We start from the raw sequence: 20530 nt of genomic DNA on the forward strand, positions 1-20530 counted from the left end.
AGCATGACAGAATAAAAAGACAGGCGCCCGCCGTGCCGCGGCCTTGCGCTTGCCGAACCCGTTTCAGGAGGAGGTAGCGTCGTGAATCTTTATCGTCTGCTCAAGCAACGCGAGGCCGATCAGAAACCCTTGCGGGTGGCGCTGATCGGGGCCGGCAAGTTCGGCTCGATGTTTCTCAGCCAGGTGCAGCGCACCCCCGGCATGCGGCTGGTGGCGGTGGCCGACCTGGCGCCCGATCGGGCGCGCGCCGCGCTGACCCGGGTGGGCTGGCCCGCCGCGGCCCTGAACGCCGACACCATCCACCACGCCGTCAAGACCGGCAAGGTGTATTTCAGCGACGACGTGCGCTCGGTGATCGTCGACCCGGAAGTCGAGATCGTCATCGACGCCACCGGGCAGGCCGCCGCCGGCATCGAACATGTGCTGACCTGCTGCGAATACGGCAAGCACATCATCATGGTCAACGTCGAGGCCGACGCGCTGGCCGGCCCGCTGCTGGCGCGCCGCGCGCGCGAAGCGGGCATCGTCTATTCGCTGGCCTATGGCGACCAGCCGGCGCTGATCTGCGAAATGGTGGACTGGGCGCGCGCCAGCGGCTTCGAGGTCATAGCCGCCGGCAAGGGCACCAAGTACCTGCCCGAGTTCCATACCTCCACGCCCGACACGGTGTGGCCGTACTACGGCTTCACCGACGAAATGGTGGCGGCGGGCGATTTCAACGCGCAGATGTTCAACAGTTTCCTGGACGGCACCAAGAGCGCCATCGAAATGGCGGCCGTCTCCAACGCCACCGGGCTGCTGCCCTCGCCCACCGGCCTGCACTTCCCGCCGTGCGGCGTGGACGACCTGGCGCGCGTGCTGCGGCCGCGCGAGGAAGGCGGCATGCTGCACCATCGAGGCCAGGTGGAAGTGGTGTCGTCGCTGGAGCGCGATGGCCGGCCGGTGTTCCGCGACCTGCGCTGGGGCGTCTACGTGACGCTGGCCGGCGACAGCGACTACGTGCGCCGCTGCTTCAAGGAGTACGGGCTGGTCACCGACCCCAGCGGCAACTATTCGGCCATGTACAAGCCCTATCACCTGATCGGGCTGGAGCTGGGCATCAGCGTGGCCAGCGTCGGCCTGCGCCGCGAGCCCACCGGCTCGCCGGCCGGCTGGCATGGCGACGTGGTCGCCACCGCCAAGCGCGACATGCCGGCCGGCCAGGAGCTCGACGGCGAAGGCGGATACACGGTGTATGGGCGCCTGATGCCGGCGCGCGACTCGGTGGCCGATGGCTGCCTGCCGCTGGGGCTGGCGCACAGGGTGCGGCTGAAGAACCCGGTGCGGCAATCGCAGCCGATCCGCTGGAGTGACGTGGAGTACGACGAACGCTCGCCAGCCGTGCAGTTTCGCCGGCTGATGGAGCAGACCTTCGCCTGACGCGTTTCCCGCCCCCGTGGGGGCGGGAAACCGCGTCCGTCACGCAAGACCGGGGCGGTCAGCGCTTCAGTTGCGACAGGTCGCGCACGGCGCCGCGGTCGGCCGAGGTGGCCAGCGCCGCGTAGGCGCGCAGCGCCTGGGACACCACGCGCTCGCGGTCGACCGGCTGCCAGGCCTGCTCGCCACGCGCCTGCATGGCGGCGCGGCGCTCGGCCAGCGTGGCCTCGCCGACGGCCAGGTGGATGCGGCGGTTGGGAATGTCGATCTCGATGGTGTCGCCGTCTTCGACCAGGCCGATGGCGCCGCCCTCGGCCGCTTCCGGCGAGGCATGGCCGATCACCAGGCCCGACGAGCCGCCCGAGAAACGGCCGTCGGTGAACAATGCGCAAGTCTTGCCCAGCCCCTTGGACTTCAGGTAGGACGTGGGATAGAGCATCTCCTGCATGCCGGGGCCGCCCTTGGGGCCTTCGTAGCGGATGATGACCACATCGCCGGCCTGCACGCGATCGCCCAGGATGCCTTCGACGGCGTCTTCCTGGCTTTCGAACACGCGCGCACGGCCGGTGAAGACCCATTGCGACTCGTCCACGCCAGCCGTCTTGACGATGCAGCCCTTCTCGGCCAGGTTGCCGTACAGCACCGCCAGGCCGCCGTCCTGCGAATAGGCATGGGCCTTGTCGCGGATGCAGCCGGTCTGGCGGTCCATGTCGAGCGTCAGGAAGGTCGCGTCCTGGCTGAAGGCCACCGTGGTCGGGATGCCGCCGGGCGCGGCGCGGAAGAATTTCTGCGCGGCTTCGCCGGCGCCGCCGTTGATGTCCCACTGCTTGATCGCTGCGCCCAGCGTGCCGCTGTGCACGTTGCCGCACGACAGGTCGAGCAGATCGGCACGCCCCAGTTCGCCCAGGATGCCGAGGATGCCGCCGGCGCGGTGCACATCCTCGATGTGGTATTTGTCGGTGGCCGGCGCCGCCTTGCACAGGCAGGGCACGCGGCGCGAAATGCGGTCGATGTCGGCCATCGTGAAGTCCACGCCGGCTTCCTGGGCCGCGGCCAGCAGGTGCAGCACCGTGTTGGTCGAGCCGCCCATCGCCACGTCCAGCGTCATGGCGTTCTCGAACGCGCTCTTGGTGGCGATGCTGCGCGGCAGCACCGAGGCGTCGTCCTGCTCGTAGTAGCGCCGGCACAGCTCGACCACCAGGCGGCCGGCCTGCTCGAACAGGCCCTTGCGCCAGGCGTGCGTGGCGACGATGGTGCCGTTGCCCGGCAGCGCCAGGCCCATGGCCTCGGTCAGGCAGTTCATCGAGTTGGCGGTGAACATACCGGAACAGGAGCCGCAGGTCGGGCATGCGCTGCGCTCGACCTGTTCGGCCTCGGCGTCGGACACGCTGGGGTCGGCCGCCTTGATCATGGCGTCGACCAGGTCGATCTTGGCGATGACCTTGCCGTCGACGGGCGAGGTGATCTTGCCCGCTTCCATCGGCCCGCCCGAGACGAACACCACCGGGATGTTCAGGCGCATCGCGGCCATCAGCATGCCCGGGGTGATCTTGTCGCAGTTCGAGATGCACACCATGGCATCGGCGCAGTGCGCGTTGACCATGTACTCGACCGAGTCGGCGATCAGCTCGCGCGAGGGCAGCGAGTACAGCATCCCGCCGTGGCCCATGGCGATGCCGTCGTCGACCGCGATGGTGTTGAATTCCTTGGCCACGCCGCCGGCGGCCTCGATCTCGCCGGCCACCAGCGCGCCCAGGTCGCGCAGGTGCACGTGGCCCGGCACGAACTGGGTGAACGAGTTCACCACGGCGATGATGGGCTTGCCGAAATCGCCGTCCTTCATGCCGGTAGCGCGCCATAGCGCGCGCGCGCCTGCCATGTTGCGGCCATGGGTGGAAGTACGGGAGCGATAGTGCGGCATGGTCTTTCTCGGACGGTTCGGGGTTGCGCGAAACGCTAGATAATACGCCGGATCCGGGCCCGGCGCCCTGCCCGCGCCTCAGGCGGGCGGCTCGCGCCGCGCCGCGAAGGCGCTGGGCGGCTCCCCGACGGCGCGCCGAAACATGGCCGCGAAAGCGCTGGGACTGTCATAGCCCGATTCCAGGGCCACGTCCACCACCCGCTGGCCCTCGGCCAGCCGCTGCATGGCCCGCAGCAGGCACGCCTGCTGGCGCCAGCGGCCAAACGTCATGCCGGTGTGGCGCACGAACAGGCGCTGCACGGTCTTGGCCGTCACGCCCAGCTCGGCGGCCCATTCGCCCAGCCCGCGCGCCGCGCCGGGGTCGCGCAGGATGTCGCGGCATACGCGCGCCACGCGCGGCTCGTCCGGTTGCGGCAGATGCAGGGGCAGCGCCGGCTCGAGCCGGATTTCGTCCAGCAGCAGCGCCATCAGGCGCGCATCGCGCCCGCCCGGCCGCCAGTCCGGCGGCACCTGGGTGGCGGCCACGATCAGCTCGCGCAACAGCGGCCCCACGGCCAGCACGCTGCACCGATCCGGCAGATGGCTGGCCGCCCGCGGCGCCACGAAAACGGTGCGCACGCGCGGCTGGCCATGCATGCGGATGCTGTGCGCCATGCCCGCCGGCAGCCATATTCCCCGGGTGGGCGGCGCCACCCAGATACCCCCCTCGGCCTGCACCGTCATCACCCCGGCGATCGCGTACAGCAGTTGCGCGCGCCGGTGGCGATGACGCGGCACATGCTCGCCGTCGCGGTAGTCGATGGCCAGCGCCGTCACCGGCGCGCGGGCGTACTCGTGCGGCGCCAATTGCGGCTTGGACTCGATGATGTCCTTTTCAAGCTGATTCATGTCTTACTGGCGTTAGACGGACATATCCAGTGTACCTACCATGAGGCTTTCCTGACAGGCCGGAGACGTCATGCTCGCCCATCCCGCAACCAAATACCGCCCCATCGCCCCGTTCGCCGCCGATCATGCCGAGCGCACCTGGCCCGCCCGCAGGCCGGCCGCCGCCCCGATCTGGATGAGCACCGACCTGCGCGACGGCAACCAGGCCCTGATCGAACCCATGGACGGCGCCCGCAAGCTGCGTCTGTTCGAGCAGTTGGTGGCCGTCGGTCTGAAGGAAATCGAAGTCGCGTTTCCGTCGGCCTCGCAAACCGATTTCGACTTCGTGCGCAAGCTGATCGACGAGCGGCGCGTCCCGCACGACGTGACCATCGAGGTGCTGACGCAGTCGCGTCCGGACCTGATCGCACGCACCTTCGAAGCCCTGGCCGGCTCGCCGCGCGCCATCGTGCACCTGTACAACCCCATCGCGCCGCAGTGGCGGCGCATCGTGTTCGACATGAGCCGCGCCGAGATCAAGGAGATCGCCCTGGCCGGCACGCGCCAGATCCGCGCGCTGGCCGACGCGAACCCGGGCACGGAATGGATCTATGAATATTCGCCGGAGACGTTCAGCCTGGCCGAGCTGGACTTCGCCAAGGAGGTCTGCGACGCGGTCAGCGCCATCTGGGGCCCCACGCCGCAACGCAAGATGATCGTCAACCTGCCGGCGACCGTGGAGTCGAGCACCGCGAACGTCTATGCCGACCAGATCGAATGGATGCACCGCAACCTGGCGCGGCGCGACAGCATCGTGCTCAGCGTCCATCCGCACAATGACCGCGGCACCGCCGTGGCCGCGGCCGAGCTGGCGGTGCAGGCCGGGGCCGAACGGATCGAGGGCTGCCTGTTCGGCAACGGCGAGCGCACCGGTAACGTGGACCTCGTGGCGCTGGCGCTCAACCTGGAGCGCCAGGGCATCGCCAGCGGCCTGGACTTTCGCGACATGGCCGCGTTGCGGGCCTGCGTGAGCGAGTGCAACCAGCTTCCCATCGACGTGTTCCACCCCTACGCCTGGCTCGACCGGGACTGAGGAGCGCCGGGCGCTCAGCGCGCGGCGCGGGCGCGCAGCGCCAGCAGGGCATCCAGCACCTGGCGCAGGGCGCGGCCGACGGGCTTGTCGCGCCGCATCACCACCGCCAGCTGGCGGCGCAGCGGCGGCGACAGGCGCTTGACCGCCAGCGCGGCGCGTGCGCCCGCGCCCGAGACCGCCATGCGCGGCAGGACCGCGCAGCCCAGCCCGGCGCCGACGATTTCCTTCATGGCTTCGGTGCTGCCCAGCTCCATGGCCGGCTTGACCGGCACCCCGGCGCGCTCGAACCAGTCATCGACCAGCCGGCGCGTGCGCGCGCCCGGCTCGAACAGCACCAGCGAACGCGCCGCCAGCGCGGCCGGCGTCACGCGCGCCGGCGGCGGATCGCCGGCGGCGGCAAAGATCGCCACGAACTCGTCATCCAGCAGGGGGGTGACCTGCAGCATGCGGCCTGGCGCCGGCAGGGTGACCAGGCCGACGTCGACGCTGTTCTGCTCGATGCCGCGCAGCACGTCGGCCGTATTGCCGGTGCTGACGACCACGTCCAGTCCGGGAAAGCGCCGCCGCAGCTGCGCCAGCATGGGCGGCAGCAGGTAGGCGCAGGCGGTGCCGCCGGTGCCGACGCGCACGCGCCCGCTGACCTCGGTGCGGCGCGACTGCATGGCTTGCTCGGCCTCGGCCACGGCGCCGTCGATGCGGCGGATATGGTCGATCAGCTCCAGGCCGGCGGCGGTGGCCGCCACCCGGCGTCCCACCCGCTCGGCCAGCCGCAGCCCGTAGCGGCGCTCCAGCTGCCGCACCTGCTGGCTGACCGCCGGCTGGGTCAGCCCGTGGCGCTCGGCCGCGGCCGAGAAACTGCCATGCTCGATCACGTCGAGGAAAATCCGCAAGTGATCCAGGTTCAATCCGCCCATCGCCGCGCCTGCCGTGAAAACACAGCCGCCATCATAGAGCGCGGCCATCCTCGCGCGGCGCCTCGGTCCAGCGGAAGTATTCGCGCGGCGACACCCCCAGGGCGCGCCGGAACATGGCGGTGAAGGCGCCCGGGCTGCCGTAGCCCAGGTCCAGCGCCACGGCGGTGATCTGCTCGCCGCGCGACAGCCGCGCCAGCGCCTCCATCAGCAGCACCTTCTGCCGCCAGGCATTGAAGCTGGCGCCGGTCTGGGCGCGGAACAGCCGCGTCAGGTTGCGCCGGCTCAGCCCTCCATAGGCGGCCCAGGCGTCCAGGCTGCCGGCGTTGGCCGGTTCGCGCAGCAGCGCCTGGCAGATGCGCACCAGGCGCGGATCGCGCGGCATGGGCACGTACAGCGGGGCGGCGCACACATGGCGCATCTCGTCGAGGATCAGCGCCCGGATATGGCCGGCGCGCTCGCCGCCGGCGTCCCGCGGCGGCAGCTTGACCGCCTCCAGGATGAGCGCCTGCAGCAGCGGCGATACCTGGATCGTCTGGCAGGCAGCCGGCAAGCCGTCCGCATGCGCCGGGTCGATGTACAGCGACCGGATCGCCACGCTTTCGAAGCCGCGCGTCTGGTGCAGCACGCCGGGCGCGATCCACAGCGCCTGGCCGGGCGCGACGACCCAGCTGCCCAGTTCGGTGATCACCGTCACGACCCCGTTCATGGCGTACAGCAGCTGGCCGCGGTCGTGCCGGTGCAACGAGCTGACCGTGCCGGCCGGGTAATCGGTGGCCAGCGCCGCCATTTCGCCGGGCGCGCTTTGCACCTGCCGCGTCAACAGGTCCAGGTACGACAACTGGCGCGGCGCGGGGACGGCGCGCGCGCGGCGGGGCGACGGGTCTTTCGCGATCGCGGGCATGGTCGGATGGCGTACAGGGCTGGACCGGAAAATCATATGACAGCCCGCCCCGGCGGCCATAGCGGGTAAACGACTATAGCGGCCCGTCCCGCGCCCCCGGTTCGGCCTGCGCGCGCCACTACTTGGCCCGACCGCGCCAGTATGGCGCCCGCCGCCGCCCTAGCATGTCGGCATCGCTCACCGCCGACAGGACGCCACGTTGACCACCGCCGCGCTGCCATATCCCCTGGACCCGCAGATCCAGCGTTTCGTCGAACGCATGCAGGCCGATTCCGCCGCCCACCCGCGCCGCGACCTGGTGCCGGTGGAACAGGCCCGCGCCATTTCCGAGGCGGTGCGCCGCCCGTGGACCGAAGGCGGGCCGCAAATGGCCCGCACCCGGGAAATCCACGCACCCACGCCGCACGGGCCGGTACGCCTGCGGATATACACGCCGCGCGCGGCCCGGCCGGGCCCGGCGCTGCTGTACGTGCATGGCGGCGGCTGGGTACTGTTCAGCCTGGATACGCACGACCGCCTGATGCGCGAGTACGCCGAACGCGCCGGCCTGACCGTGATCGGCGTCGACTACACCCGCGCGCCCGAGGCGCGCTACCCCCGGGCGATAGAAGAAATCGTCGGCGTGATCGATTGGCTGGACGCCAACGGCGCCGGACTGGAGGTGGATCGCGCCCGACTGTGCATCGGCGGCGACTCGGCCGGCGCCAACCTGTCGGTGGCGGCCTGCCTGACGCTGCGCGACCGCGGCGCCGCGCCGCTGGCCGGCATGGTCCTGAACTACGGCGTATACGACGCCAACCTGTTTCGCGACTCGACCGTCAAGTACGGCGGCGGCGAATACCTGCTGTCGACCCAGCAGATGGTGTGGTTCTACTGGAACTACCTGCGCGCCGACGACGATCCGCGGGATCCGCGCATCAGCCCGGTGCACGCGGACCTGCGCGGCCTGCCGCCGGCCTTCATGGCCATCACCGAGCTCGACCTGCTGCACGATGCCAACCAGGACATGGCCGCGCGCCTGCGCGAAGCCGGCGTGGACGTGCGGGCCAAGGTCTATCCGGGCACGGTGCACAGTTTTCTGGAGGCGGTATCGCTGGCGCAAGTCAGCGCGGCCGCCTTCGACGATACCGCGGCCTGGTTGCGCGCGGTGCTGCGGCCGGATGCGATGGCGGCGGCGATCCATACGGGGGAACACCAACCATGAACTACCGACACACCCTGGGCACGCTGCGCGCCCTCCTGCTGGCCGGCGCCGCCGTCGCCACCCTGGCCGGCGCGCCCGCGCAGGCCCAGACCCGCGGCGGCACGCTGCGCGCCATCGTGCATCCCGAACCGCCCATCCTGATCACCGCCATCAATTCGCAATCGCCCACCCAGTTCGTCGGCGGCAAGATCTTCCAGGGCCTGCTGACCTACGACGCGGACCTCAAGCCGCAGCCCAGCCTGGCGCGCGCCTGGCGCATCTCGCCCGACGGCCTGGTCTATACCTTCGAGCTGCAGCCCGACGTGAAATGGCACGACGGCAAGCCGTTTACCGCCGACGACGTGGTGTTTTCCATCGACAAGCTGGTGCGCGAGGTGCATCCGCGCACCAAGCTGATCCTCAACGCCTATGTGGAAAGCGTGCGCGCGGTGGACCCGGCCACCGTGGAGATCCGCCTGAAGGAACCCTTCGCGCCCTTCATCTCGATGTTCGAGACCGGCACCATGCCCATGATGCCCAAGCATCTCTACGAGGGCACCGATTACCGCAACAACCCCGCCAACCAGCACCCGGTGGGCACCGGCCCGTTCAAGTTCAAGGAATGGGTGCGCGGCTCACACATCGCGCTGGTGCGCAACGACGAATACTGGAAGCCCGGCCTGCCCTACCTGGACGGCATCCGCTTCCAGGTCATCCCCGACTCGGCCTCGCGCGCGGTGGCCTTCGAGCAGGGCAACGTGGACCTGGTCTACGGCGACGACGTCGACAGCGTCGACATCAAGCGCCTGCGCGCCCTGCCCGGCGTGCAATACACCACCAAGGGCTGGGAGATGTTCGGCCCCATGGGGCTGATGGTGCTCAACCAGCGCGAGGCGCCGTTCGACAACGTGCTGGTGCGGCGCGCCGTCATGCATGCCCTGAACCGCGAGTTCATCGTCAAGAACATCTTCTTCGGCATGGGGCGCGTACCCACCGGGCCGTTCAGCTCGGCCACGCTGTTCCATGACAAGGACCTGCCGGTCTACGACTACAACATCAAGAAGGCGCGCGCGCTGATCAAGGAGTCCGGCGTGGACGTCGGGCAGCGCACCTTGCGGCTGCTGGCGTTCCCGTACGGCGCCAACTGGGAGCGCGTGGGCGAATACACGCGGCAGACGCTGGAGCAGCTCGGCTTCAAGGTGGACATCCAGGCCACCGACGCCGGCGGCTGGGCCAGCCGCATGAGCCAGTGGGACTTCGACATCTCGTTCAACCACCCCTACCAATACGGCGACCCGGTGCTGGGCGTGCAGCGCCTGTACCTGTCGAGCAACCGCGTCAAGGGCACGCCGTTCGGCAACAACCAGGGCTACCACAACCCCAAGGCCGACGCGCTGTGGCAGCAGGCCGCGCGCAGCGTGGACCCGGCCGAACGCCAGAAGCTGTACAGCGAACTGCAGCGTATCCTGGTGGACGACGCCGCGCTGGGCTGGCTGCTGGAAATCGACTATCCGACGCTGTACCGGGGCAACGTGCACAACCTCGTCACCAGCGCCATCGGCGTCAAAGAGAGTTTCGACACGGTCTACCTCGACGCCCGCTGATTCCGCCCATGACCGTGATTGCCATCGCCAGCCAGGCGCCCGACCTGCTGCGTCTGCCGCCCGCCCTGCGCGCCCTGGACCCGTCGATCGACGTCGTGGTCTGGCCCGACCCGCGCTGCGCCGCCGCCGAAGTGGCGGTGTGCTGGGCGCCGCCGCCCGGCGCGCTGGCCGCCATGCCGGCGCTGCGGCTGCTGCATACCGTGTCGGCCGGGGTGGACAACGTACTGGCCGCGCCCGGCCTGCCCGACGTGCCGCTGTGCCGTGTGGTCGACGCCGAGCTGAACCTCGGCATGGCGCAATACATCCTGTGGGGCGCGCTGTACTTCTCGCGCGGCTTCGACCAGGCGCGCGCCAGCCAGGCGGCCGGCCAATGGCGCCGCCCCGACCGCTACGGCCAGCCGCCGCTGCGCGTGGGCCTGATGGGCCTGGGGGCAATCGGCATGGCGGCGCTGCCGCTGCTGCGCGCCGCCGGCCTGCCGGTGACGGGCTGGTCGCGCACCGCCAAGCGCATCGACGGCGTCGCCACCCACCATGGCCCCGACGGGCTGGCGCCGTTCCTGGCCGCCAGCGACATCCTGGTCAACCTGCTGCCGCTGACCGCGTCCACCCGCGGCCTGCTGTGCGCGGCCACCTTCGCCGGCCTGCCGCCCGGCGCGGCGCTGATCCACTGCGGCCGCGGCGCCCACCTGGTGGAGGCCGACCTGCAGGCCGCGCTGACCGACGGCCGCCTGCGCGGCGCCCTGGTCGACGTATACGCGCAGGAGCCGCTGCCGCCGCGGCACCCGCTGTGGCGCTGCCCCAACCTCGTCATCACCCCGCACATGGCCTCGGTCGCGCCGTTCGAGCGCGTGGCCGGGCAGATACTGGAAAACCTGCGCCGCCTGAACGCCGGCGAGGCGCTCTTGAACCTGGTCGACCCGCGGCGCGGCTACTGACCCGCCGGCAAGGAGATTCCGGATGTACACCCCGCCCGCCTATGAAGAACGGGACCGCCACAAACTGCACGCGTGGATGCGCGACTGGAGCTTCGCCACCCTGGTCACCCATGGCGAGCAGGGCCTGCAAGCCACGCACCTGCCCTTCCTGCTCGACCCGCTGCGCGGGCCGCACGGCACCCTGATCAGCCATCTGGCGCGGCGCAATCCGCAGGCCGCCGACATCCAGGCCGGCGCCCAGGCGATGGTGCTGTTCCAGGGGCCGCACGCTTTCATCTCGCCCAGCTGGTACCGCAACCAGCAGACCTTCCCCACCTGGAATTACGCGGCCATCCACGCCCATGGCCAGGCCGCCGCCATCGAGGATCCGCAGCATATCCGCGCCATCCTGACCCGCACCGTACAGACCTACGACACGCCGCTGGGCGGCGAGTGGACGTTCGAGGCCATGCCGGAAGACCTGATCCTGCCGCGCCTGTCGGCCATCATCGCGCTGGAGATTCCCATCGCCCGGCTCGAAGGCAAGGTGAAGCTGAACCAGGACAAGTCCCCGGAAGACCGCGCCGGCGTACTGGCCGCGCTGGAGAACCGGCGCGACCCGGGCAGCCGCGGCGTAGCGCGCATGATGCGCGAGGCGCTGCTGGCGTAGCGCAGGCCGGGCGCCTTCCGAGTACCAAAATTTTTCTTATACGAACCATAAAACCGACAATCTTCCCTTATTGATTGCGACGGCGCACACTAGGACGGTCTCTTTCGACCATGCGCCATGACCGCCCCCGCCCCCACCGCGATCCTGATCCGTGACAGCCGCGACGCCGACCTGCCGGCCATCGCCGCGATCTACGCCCACCATGTCCTGCACGGCACCGCGTCGTTCGAGCTGGAGCCGCCCGGCCCGGACGCGCTGCGCGAACGGCGCGCGGCGGTGCTGGCGCATGGCCTGCCCTACCTGGCGGCCGAATGCGGCGGCGCGATCGTCGGCTACGCCTATGCCACGCCATACCGGCCGCGCCCGGCCTACCGCCATACGGTGGAAGACTCGGTCTATGTCCGCGCCGGACACGCCGGCCAGGGCATCGGCGGCAAGCTGCTGGCGGCGCTGATCGAACGCTGCGCCGCCGGCGGCTGGCGCCAGATGCTGGCGGTGGTGGGCGACAGCGCCAACACCGCCTCGGTGGCCCTGCATGCGCGCCATGGCTTCGACATGGTCGGCACGTTCCGCTCGGTGGGCTACAAGCACGGCCAATGGCGCGACACCGTGCTGATGCAGCGGGCGCTGGGCGAGGGCGACGCCACGCCGCCCAGCCGTCCGTGATCCCCGCCCGCGCGGTCGTCTGCCTGGGCATCAGCCAGCTCATCGGCTGGGGCATCTCGTTCTACCTCATCGGCAACTTCGGCCCGGCCATCCAGGCCGAAACGGGCTGGAGCGCCGCCGACGTCTATGGCGGCTTTTCGGGGGCCATCATCTGCATGGCGCTGGCCTCGCCCCTGGGCGGACGCGCCATCGACCGCTGGGGCGGCCACCGCGTCATGCCGGTGGGCGCAATCCTGATGTCGCTGGGCTGCCTGGGCCTGGCGGCCAGCCACCACCTGGCGGCCTACTATGCCGCCTGGGCCATACTGGGCGTGGGCATGCGGCTGTGCCTGTACGACGCCGCCTTTGCCGCGCTGGCGCGCATCGGCGGGGTGCGCGCACGCACCGCCATGTCGCAGATCACGCTGTTCGGCGGCCTGGCTTCCACCACGCTGTGGCCGGCCGGCCAGGCCATGGCCGCCGCCTGGGGCTGGCGCGGCGCGGTCTGCGCCTATGCGGCGCTGGCGCTGGCCATCATCCCCCTGTACCGGGCGCTGCCGGCGCGCGCGCACACCCCGGGGCCTGAAGACGCCCAGCCCGGCATGCCGCCGCCACGCGCGCCGGGCACCCGGGTCGACCAGGCGCTCTACGCCCTGGTCGCCATGCTGAGCAACTTCCTGACCGCGGGCAACGCCACGCACCTGATCGCCCTGCTCACCGGGCTGGGGCAGTCCGCGCAGGCCGCCGTCGGCATCGCCGCGCTGTGGGGCATGGGCCAGGTCGGCGCCCGCCTGCTGGAAGTGCTGTTCGGCCGGCGCCTGCACCCCATGCTGCTCAACACGCTGACCAGCGCGGCGCTGCCGCTGTGCTTCCTGGCGGGGCTGGCGGGCGGACATTACGCCGCCGCGGCCGCGTTCACGCTGTGCTACGGCGCCTGCAACGGCCTGCTCACGATCACCCGCGGCACCCTGCCGCTGGTGCTGTTCGAGCCGCGCCGCTATGGCGCGCTGGTGGGCCGGCTGCTGGTGCCCGGTTTCCTGCTGACCGCAGCCGCGCCGTCGGCCTATGCGTGGATCATCGGGTACGGCGGCCCGCGCGCGGCGATGGCCCTGTCGACGGCCTGCGCGCTGGCCATCCTGCTGGCCTCGCTGTGGCTGGCGCGCCGCTATCGCGGGCGCGGCGCCGCCGCCCGGGCGCCATCCGCCCTGCCGCGCGGCCGCTGAGGCGGCGCGGCGTCCTCAGTCGGCGTGCGCCGCGCCGGCCACCCACCGCTCCCAACCGTTCTTGCGCAAGGCGCAGGCCGGGCAATGGCCACAGCCATAGCCCCAGTCGTGGCGCTGGCCGCGCTCGCCCAGGTAGCAGGTATGGCTGTGTTCGATCACCATGTCGACCAGCGCCCGCCCGCCCAGCCGGTCGGCCAGCTCCCAGGTCTGGGCCTTGTCCAGCCACATCAGCGGCGTCTCGATGGTGACCCGCGTGCCCAGCCCCAGCCCCAGCGTCACCTGCTGCGACTTGATGGTGTCGTCGCGGCAATCCGGATACCCGGAAAAATCGGTTTCGCACATGCCGCCCACCAGCACATCGAGCTGGCGGCGATAACCGAGCGCCGCGGCCAGGGTCAGGAACAGCAGGTTGCGGCCGGGCACGAAGGTATTGGGCAGGCCATTGGCCTGCATCTCGATCTCGCGGTCGCTGGTCATGGCGGTATCGCCCACCTGCGCCAGGATGCCCAGGTCGAGCAGGTGATCGTCGCCCAGCCGCCCGGCCCAGTCGGGATAGTTGGCGCGCAGTTCGCGCAGCACGGCCTGGCGGGCATCCAGCTCGACGCGATGCCGCTGTCCGTAGTCGAAACCCAGCGTCTCGACGTGGGCATAGCGCTCCAGCGCCCAGGCCAGGCAAGTGGTGGAATCCTGTCCGCCCGAGAACAGCACCAGGGCGCGTCGTTGATGGTTTTGCATAAGACACCGGAACAAATGAGGCGCGGCGTGGCCGCCACGGCCTGACTGTACCGCAGGCCGCGCCTGTAAGGATCGCTGCGTACAATGCCTCGGTCTCGAATCGCCAGTTCCGCCTTACCCACATCCTTCCCTTTCCCCAGCGCCACGGCGCCCCGACGGATCCCTTTCAGATGAACGCCATCCGCCAGCAGTCCGACTCCGCAGAACCCCTACGTCACGATATCCGGCTGTTGGGCCGGTGCCTGGGCGAAGTCATCCAGGCTTGCGAAGGCAAGCGGGTGTACGACACGATCGAAACCCTGCGCCGCACCGCCGTCCGGTTTCGCCGCGCCGGCGACCCGGCCGACGACAAACTGCTGCAGGCCCGCGTCAAGCAATTGCGCGGCAACGCCCCCAACTCGGTGGCGCGCGCGTTCAGCTACTTCCTGCATCTGTCCAACATCGCCGAGGATCGCGACCAGAACCGGCGCCAGCGCGACCGCGCCCTGGCCGGCGCCGGTCCGGAGCGCGGCAGCCTGCGTCAGGCCGTCGAATCGCTCAAGGCGCAGGGCGTGAACAATGCCCGCATCCGCCGCCTGCTGAGCGAGGCCTGCGTGATGCCGGTGCTGACCGCCCACCCCACCGAGGTGCAACGCAAGAGCACGCTGGACGTGCACCGCGAAATCTCCTCCCTGCTGGTGCAGCGCGAGCGCGAACTGACCGCCGACGAACTGTCCGAGCTGGACCTGGCCCTGATCGGCCAGGTGGCCACGCTGTGGCAGACGCGCATGCTGCGCTACACGCGGCTGACGGTGGCCGACGAGATCGAGAACGCGCTGTCCTATTACCGCAGCACCTTCCTCAACGTCATCCCGCGCGTCTACGGCGACCTGGCCCGGCTGCTCAACCGCGAGCCCGTCAAGCCGTTCACGCCGCCGCCCCCGCCGCTCGAACCGTTCCTGCGCATGGGCAGCTGGATCGGCGGCGACCGCGACGGCAATCCCAATGTCGACGCCGCCACCCTGGAACGCGCGCTGCTGCGGCAGGCCACGGTGCTGTTCGAGCACTATCTGCAGGAGGTCCATGCGCTGGGCGCCGAACTGTCGGCCAGCACATTGCTGGTCGAGGCCGACCCGGCGCTGCTGGCGCTGGCCGACGCCGGCGGCGACGACTCGCCCCACCGGAGCGACGAGCCCTACCGGCGCGCGCTGATCGGCATCTACGCCCGGCTGGCGGCCACCGCCCGCCACCTGACCGGCCAGGAGCTGGCGCGCCGCGCCACCGTCTCCGCCGCCCCGTACGATACGCCCGAGGCCCTGGCGGCCGACCTGGCGGTCATCGCCGCCTCGCTGGCGGCGCGCCACGGCGCGCCCATCGCCCGCCTGCGCCTGAGCGGCCTGCAACAGGCAGTCACCGTGTTCGGCTTTCACCTGGCTACGGTGGACCTGCGCCAAAGCTCGGACGTGCACGAGCGCGTGCTGGCCGAGCTGTTCGCGCGCGCCGGCGACGGCATCGACGGCCAGGCGGTGGACTACCTGGCGCTGGACGAGGCGGCCCGCGTGACCGTGCTGCGCCGCGAACTGGCGCATGCCCGGCCGCTGGCCTCGCCCTGGATCGCCTACAGCGACGAGACCGCGAGCGAACTGGCGGTGCTGCGCGCCGCCGCCGCCGGGCGCGCCCGCTACGGCAAGCAGGCCGTGCTGCAGAGCATTGTTTCGCACACCGAAACCCTCAGCGACCTGCTGGAAGTACTGGTATTGCAGAAAGAGGCCGGGCTGATCGCGCCGCCTGGCGAAACCATCGCGCCCGGCGACGGCCTGATGGTGGTGCCGCTGTTCGAAACCATCCCCGACCTGCAGCGCGGCCCCGAGATCATGGCGGCCTGGCTGGACCTGCCCGAAGTGCGCCAGCGCGTACGGCTGGCGCAGGGCGATACCCAGGAAGTGATGCTGGGCTACTCCGACAGCAACAAGGACGGCGGCTTCCTGACCTCCAACTGGTCCCTCTACCAGGCCGAGCGCGCGCTGGTCGACGTGTTCAGCGCCCGCTCCGTGCGCCTGCGCATGTTCCACGGACGCGGCGGCTCGGTCGGCCGCGGCGGCGGCTCCAGCTACGACGCCATCCTGGCGCAGCCGCCGGGCACCGTGGCCGGCCAGTTGCGCCTGACCGAACAGGGCGAGGTCATCCAGAGCAAGTACAAGGACGCCGAAGTCGGCCGCTGGCACCTGGAGCTGCTGGTGGCCGCCACGCTGGAGTCCTCGCTCGCGCCGCAGGCCGCCGCCACCTCGGCCGAAGACGCCCACATGCAGCAGCACGCGCCGGCCATGTCGTTCATGTCGGAACTGGCGCAACGCACCTATCGCGGCCTGGTCTACGACACGCCGGGCTTCGCCGACTACTTCTTCGCCGCCACCCCCATCAGCGAAATCGCCGGGCTGAACATCGGCTCGCGCCCGGCCTCGCGCAAGAAGGGCCAGCATATCGAAGACCTGCGCGCCATTCCGTGGGGATTCTCGTGGGCGCAATGCCGGCTCATGCTGACCGGGTGGTACGGCATGGGCTCGGCCATCGAAGCCTATCTGGAAACCGGTGCGCAAGGCGCGCCGCGCTCGCGCCGCGCCCGGCTGGCGCAACTGCGCGAGATGGCCAGCGACTGGCCGGCGTTCCGCACGCTGCTGTCGAACATGGAGATGGTGCTGGCCAAATCCGATCTGGCCATCGCCGCCGGCTATGCCCAGCTGGTGCCGCGCCGCGGCCTGCGCGAACGGGTGTTCGGCGCCATCACGGCCGAGCACGGCCGCACGCTGGCCATGCTGCGCCTGCTCACCCGGCGCGACCTGCTGGCCGACAACCCCGGGCTGATGGCCTCGCTGCGCGAACGCTTCGCCTATATCGACCCGCTGAACTACCTGCAGATCGAACTGATCAAGCGGCACCGCGCCGCGCAGCGCCGCGCCGGCGATGACGCCGACATCCGCGTGCCGCGCGCCATCCACCTGACCATCAACGGCATTGCCGCCGGCCTGCGCAACTCGGGTTAGCGCTTGCGCACCAAGTAGGGCGAAACGCTTCGGCGCAATGGAAATCTCTTAAAGAGAGATTGAATATTGCGCTGAAGCGTCGTGAAAGCGGAAATCTTACTCAAGCCAATTTCCCAAATTGCCCGGCGCGACGCCAACACACCATGACGCACACGACCACGTGCGCACCGCAACCCGCTTGACGGCTTCCTACAGGCCTGGAAAGCGCCCACCGCATTGATGCGACGCATCCTAGGATGATTCTTTTTGATCATCCTGGTTGCGTACCATGCCTGTCCATCGCTCTCCTCGCGCCGCGGTTTGCGAGGCTCCCGCCGTCCGTCCATCGCTGCGATGGACCCGTCCCACCATGTTCGCGCTGTGCACGCTGCTGGCGGCGTGTGGCGGCGGCGGCGGCGGCGGCGGCAGTGGTGGCAGTGGTGGCGGTGGTGGTGGCAACCCGGGCCCCATCGCGCCACCCGCGCCCGCGCCCCGACCGGCGCCCGCCCCAGCGGAACCGCCGCCGCCCGCCCCGCCGCCGTCCCCGCCCCCTGCCGCCATGCCGCCTCCGGTGGTGCCGCCTCGGCTGCCCGAAGTACCGGTCGCGGACATCCCTGCCCCGCCCGTGCCCACCCGCGCCTACCGGCCGCCCGCGCGCAGCGCATTCGTCCCACCGCCAGACGGAAATTTCATCCCGGACCAGGACAACGCCCTCAACGCCATCAACCTGAAAACGGCGCACGACGACAAGCTACGGGGCTACCGCGTCAAGGTCGCGGTCGTCGACGAAGGCGTGCGCGCCGACCACCCGCAACTGAATGTCGAGCGCAAGTACGGCGGCGACTACGCGGACGACGGCACCCGCGAGTTTCCCAACCCCGCCCGCCAGGGCGACCACGGCACGGCGGTGGCCCTGGTGCTGGCCGGTCAGGATTCGGAGAATTTCCGCGGCGGCGTGGCGCCCAATGCCGACCTCTATTCGGCCAACGTCCGCGATACGCGGCGGAACCATATCGCCAATAACGCCGCCTTTCACGCCTGGAACGACCTGCTCGGGCACGGCATCAAGATCTTCAACAACAGTTTCTCCACCGACGGGCCGGAAGGCGACGAGCTCTACAAGAAAGACCGCGCCGAATACACCCAAGCCACCGACAAAAGCACCACCTATGTCGGCAAGCTGGATCGGCTGGTACGCAACGGCGCCCTGCTCGTATTCGCCGCCGGCAATGGCAACCGCGCCGGCCGGGCCTACCAGGAAGTCGGCTCGTTCGGCCGCACGCCCAGAATCGAACCGAACCTGCAACGCGGCCTGCTGGTGGTCACATCGATAAGCAAGTACGGCACGCTCGAAAGCTGGGCCAACCGCTGCGGCCAGGCCCAGCAATGGTGCCTGGCCGCTCCCAGCACGGCCTACCTGCCAAGCGTCGACCACCATGCCTTCCCCCACACCTTTGACGTCCAGAGAGGCACCTCCCTGTCGGCGCCATACGTCACCGGCGCGGCCGTGCTGGTGCAACAGCGTTTCCCCTGGATGAACAACGACAACCTGCGCACCACCTTGCTGACCACGGCGCAAGACAAGGGCCCGCGCGGCGTCGATCCGCAGTACGGCTGGGGCGTGCTCGATGTCGGCCGCGCCGTGCAGGGCCCGGCGCAGTTCGCCTTCGGCGACTTCGTCGCCCGGGTCACCGGCTCATCCACGTTCGGCAACGACATCTCCGGCGCCGGCGGGCTGGTCGTCGACGGGCCCGGCGCGCTGGTCCTGGCCGGCGCCAATACCTATGCCGGCCACACCGCCATCAAGCGCGGCACGCTCGACGTCCTTGGCAGCATCACGTCCGCCGTCACCGTCGAGCCGGGCGGCACGCTGACCGGCATCGGCACCGTCGGCACGGTGACCAACCAGGGCACGGTGGTCAACAAGGAGGCCGGCCTGCACGTCAAGGGAGATTATTCGCAGACGGCGCAGGGCCTGCTGGTCACCGACATCGGCTCGCTGCTCGACGTATCCGGCAGGGCCAGCCTGGCCGGCCGGCTGCATGTGGGCGGCATCCGCTCCGGCTACGTCGGCAGCGACGGGAAAAGCGTTCCGGTCATCCAGGCCGGCGCGGTGTCCGGCACCTTCGCCACGCTGACGCGCAGCCCGGGCCTGCTGCTCAACGCCCGGCTGGACTACCAGCCCCGAACTGTCTACCTGAGCATCCGGCGCGCCGAACGCGTCCATGCCGTGGCGAAGCGCGCCGCCGACGACGGACGCCGCACGTCGGTGCTGGCGGCGGCCGATCGGCTCGACGCCGCGATACGCGAACTCGATGCCCTGCCCGAGTCCGGACGCGACGCCGCGGCGCCGGCCGCCGCCATCGGACGCATCCAGCATGTGCAAAGCCGCAAGGTGCTGCAGGACAACCTGTACTCACTGGCCGGCGCCACCTACGCCAACGCCGCCGCGGTCAACACGCTGGAGCAGAACCGCTGGATGGATCGCCTGCAATACCACCTGGCCCGAGCCGGCGGCGAGCGCGTGGCGGCCATTGCCGAGTATCGCCACGGCCAGCTGCGCTGGCGCCCCGATGGCCTGCAGGGCCGCCAGCGCGGCAATGGCGTCATGCTGGGCCTGGCGCGGGAAGTCTCGGCCGGCCTGACCCTGGCGGCGGCGCTGACCCACAGCCGCACGCACTGGGACGAGTCGTCCGGCGCGCCCGCCCGCGACAGCGCGGCCATGACCACGCCCGGCATACTGCTGGGCGCGCGCCGCGCCTGGAACGGCGGCTGGTCCATGCAGGGCGCGCTGGGCTACAGCCACTACCGCAACCAGGCCACGCGCCACATCTGGCTGGGTCATGCCGGCCACGCCGTCGGCGCCACCGCCCGGGGCCAAGTCTGGCAGGCCGACGCCGGCCTGGGACGCGAATGGACGCTCGCCGCCGGGCACACGCTGGCGCCTCGGGCAGGCGTCCAGTTCACGTACCTGCGCCAGCACGGCTTCAGCGAGAGCGGAGCCCAAGGCCTGGGGCTGCGCGCCAATGCCTTGACGCGCGGCGTCCCCACGCTGTGGACGCAATTGCACAGCGAGCATGCCTTCATGCTGGGCGCCACGCCCATGGCGGCCCAGCTGCAACTGGGCGTCTGGCACGACCTGCGCGAGCGGCGCTACGCCACCTCCGGCGGCTTCGCCGGCCTGGCGCTGGACCAAGGCGCCAGCGGCTACTGGCCCGTGCCGCGCACGCGCGTGCAGGGCGCGCTGGGCCTGCAGGCCCGCTTCACGCCAGGCCTGGCGCTGGGGCTGGGCTATACGGGCCAGCTCGCCACCCACTGGAGCAACCACCAGCTCAGCGCCAGCCTGACTTACCACTACTGACTCCTCAAGGTCCGCGGCGTGCCTGTCCCAGTTGGGACAGGCACACCATGCCGCGGATGTCAGTGCCCATGCCGGGACAGGCGC

15 protein-coding genes are annotated in these 20530 nt (G+C 70.5%); 10 read left to right on the top strand and 5 right to left on the bottom strand.

Annotation, left to right across the window (positions count from 1 at the left end; all coding sequences use genetic code 11):
- Positions 1-81 precede the first annotated feature (81 nt).
- Positions 82-1419, top strand: coding sequence for an NAD(P)H-dependent oxidoreductase (locus CAL11_RS21965; RefSeq protein ID WP_086094271.1), 1338 nt, complete (start codon positions 82-84; stop codon positions 1417-1419).
- Positions 1420-1477: 58 nt separating this feature from the next.
- Here CAL11_RS21965 and ilvD read toward each other — a convergent pair whose 3' ends face one another.
- Both ilvD and CAL11_RS21975 read right to left on the bottom strand, forming a co-directional pair.
- Positions 1478-3337: a dihydroxy-acid dehydratase gene (gene ilvD, locus CAL11_RS21970; protein ID WP_086094272.1), complete on the bottom strand. Its 1860-nt coding sequence runs from the start codon at positions 3335-3337 to the stop codon at positions 1478-1480.
- Positions 3338-3415: 78 nt separating this feature from the next.
- Positions 3416-4225 carry an AraC family transcriptional regulator gene (locus CAL11_RS21975; RefSeq protein ID WP_086094273.1) on the bottom strand — a complete coding sequence of 270 codons (810 nt, stop codon included), beginning with the start codon at positions 4223-4225 and terminating at the stop codon, positions 3416-3418.
- 70 nt (positions 4226-4295) lie between these two features.
- On the opposite strand from CAL11_RS21975, the gene CAL11_RS21980 reads away from it, so the two are divergent.
- On the top strand, positions 4296-5297 hold the full coding sequence (locus CAL11_RS21980; protein ID WP_086094274.1) for a 2-isopropylmalate synthase: 1002 nt from the start codon (positions 4296-4298) through the stop codon (positions 5295-5297).
- A 14-nt stretch (positions 5298-5311) separates the two neighbouring features.
- On the opposite strand, the gene CAL11_RS21985 is transcribed toward CAL11_RS21980, so the two are convergent.
- Positions 5312-6211: a LysR family transcriptional regulator gene (locus CAL11_RS21985; protein WP_086094662.1), complete on the bottom strand. Its 900-nt coding sequence runs from the start codon at positions 6209-6211 to the stop codon at positions 5312-5314.
- Positions 6212-6242: 31 nt separating this feature from the next.
- Complete coding sequence (locus CAL11_RS21990) at positions 6243-7112, bottom strand: AraC family transcriptional regulator (RefSeq protein WP_033463063.1); 870 nt, start codon at positions 7110-7112, stop codon at positions 6243-6245.
- A gap of 199 nt (positions 7113-7311) precedes the next feature.
- Here CAL11_RS21990 and CAL11_RS21995 point away from each other — a divergent pair, with 199 nt between their 5' ends.
- The 6 genes from CAL11_RS21995 (at position 7312) to CAL11_RS22020 (ending at position 13351) form a co-directional block, all read left to right on the top strand.
- Entirely contained in the window at positions 7312-8316 is a 1005-nt protein-coding gene (locus tag CAL11_RS21995) for an alpha/beta hydrolase (protein WP_086094275.1), read from the top strand.
- Positions 8313-9899: an ABC transporter substrate-binding protein gene (locus tag CAL11_RS22000; protein ID WP_033463067.1), complete on the top strand. Its 1587-nt coding sequence runs from the start codon at positions 8313-8315 to the stop codon at positions 9897-9899. Before CAL11_RS21995 ends, CAL11_RS22000 begins: the two co-directional genes overlap by 4 nt.
- An 8-nt stretch (positions 9900-9907) precedes the next feature.
- Positions 9908-10834, top strand: coding sequence for a 2-hydroxyacid dehydrogenase (locus tag CAL11_RS22005; RefSeq protein ID WP_086094276.1), 927 nt, complete (start codon positions 9908-9910; stop codon positions 10832-10834).
- A gap of 22 nt (positions 10835-10856) precedes the next feature.
- The gene (locus CAL11_RS22010; protein ID WP_033470429.1) at positions 10857-11483 is read left to right on the top strand and encodes an FMN-binding negative transcriptional regulator; all 627 of its coding nucleotides are present in this window, start codon (positions 10857-10859) and stop codon (positions 11481-11483) included.
- A 117-nt stretch (positions 11484-11600) separates the two neighbouring features.
- Complete coding sequence (locus tag CAL11_RS22015; RefSeq protein ID WP_086094277.1) at positions 11601-12149, top strand: GNAT family N-acetyltransferase; 549 nt, start codon at positions 11601-11603, stop codon at positions 12147-12149.
- Entirely contained in the window at positions 12146-13351 is a 1206-nt protein-coding gene (locus CAL11_RS22020; RefSeq protein WP_033470425.1) for an MFS transporter, read from the top strand. Before CAL11_RS22015 ends, CAL11_RS22020 begins: the two co-directional genes overlap by 4 nt.
- 15 nt (positions 13352-13366) lie before the next feature.
- Here CAL11_RS22020 and queC read toward each other — a convergent pair whose 3' ends face one another.
- Positions 13367-14086 carry a 7-cyano-7-deazaguanine synthase QueC gene (queC, locus tag CAL11_RS22025; RefSeq protein ID WP_033470423.1) on the bottom strand — a complete coding sequence of 240 codons (720 nt, stop codon included), beginning with the start codon at positions 14084-14086 and terminating at the stop codon, positions 13367-13369.
- Between the two features lie 71 nt (positions 14087-14157).
- Between queC and ppc the strand changes: the two genes are divergently transcribed.
- Positions 14158-17106: a phosphoenolpyruvate carboxylase gene (gene ppc / locus CAL11_RS22030; protein ID WP_086094278.1), complete on the top strand. Its 2949-nt coding sequence runs from the start codon at positions 14158-14160 to the stop codon at positions 17104-17106.
- Between the two features lie 604 nt (positions 17107-17710).
- Positions 17711-20446: a S8 family serine peptidase gene (locus CAL11_RS22035; RefSeq protein WP_279629038.1), complete on the top strand. Its 2736-nt coding sequence runs from the start codon at positions 17711-17713 to the stop codon at positions 20444-20446.
- Positions 20447-20530 lie beyond the last annotated feature (84 nt).

This window comes from Bordetella genomosp. 6 (assembly GCF_002119705.1).
Classification (GTDB): Bacteria; Pseudomonadota; Gammaproteobacteria; order Burkholderiales; family Burkholderiaceae_B; genus Bordetella; species Bordetella bronchiseptica_F.

Excerpts from the sequence above, each read along its gene's own strand:
- ilvD (WP_086094272.1), bottom strand. The coding sequence starts at position 3,337 with ATGCCGCACTATCGCTCCCGTACTTCCACCCATGGCCGCAACATGGCA.
- CAL11_RS21975 (WP_086094273.1), bottom strand. The coding sequence starts at position 4,225 with ATGAATCAGCTTGAAAAGGACATCATCGAGTCCAAGCCGCAATTGGCG.
- CAL11_RS21980 (WP_086094274.1), top strand. The coding sequence starts at position 4,296 with ATGCTCGCCCATCCCGCAACCAAATACCGCCCCATCGCCCCGTTCGCC.
- CAL11_RS21985 (WP_086094662.1), bottom strand. The coding sequence starts at position 6,211 with ATGGGCGGATTGAACCTGGATCACTTGCGGATTTTCCTCGACGTGATC.
- CAL11_RS21990 (WP_033463063.1), bottom strand. The coding sequence starts at position 7,112 with ATGCCCGCGATCGCGAAAGACCCGTCGCCCCGCCGCGCGCGCGCCGTC.
- CAL11_RS22000 (WP_033463067.1), top strand. The coding sequence starts at position 8,313 with ATGAACTACCGACACACCCTGGGCACGCTGCGCGCCCTCCTGCTGGCC.
- CAL11_RS22005 (WP_086094276.1), top strand. The coding sequence starts at position 9,908 with ATGACCGTGATTGCCATCGCCAGCCAGGCGCCCGACCTGCTGCGTCTG.
- CAL11_RS22010 (WP_033470429.1), top strand. The coding sequence starts at position 10,857 with ATGTACACCCCGCCCGCCTATGAAGAACGGGACCGCCACAAACTGCAC.
- CAL11_RS22015 (WP_086094277.1), top strand. The coding sequence starts at position 11,601 with ATGACCGCCCCCGCCCCCACCGCGATCCTGATCCGTGACAGCCGCGAC.
- queC (WP_033470423.1), bottom strand. The coding sequence starts at position 14,086 with ATGCAAAACCATCAACGACGCGCCCTGGTGCTGTTCTCGGGCGGACAG.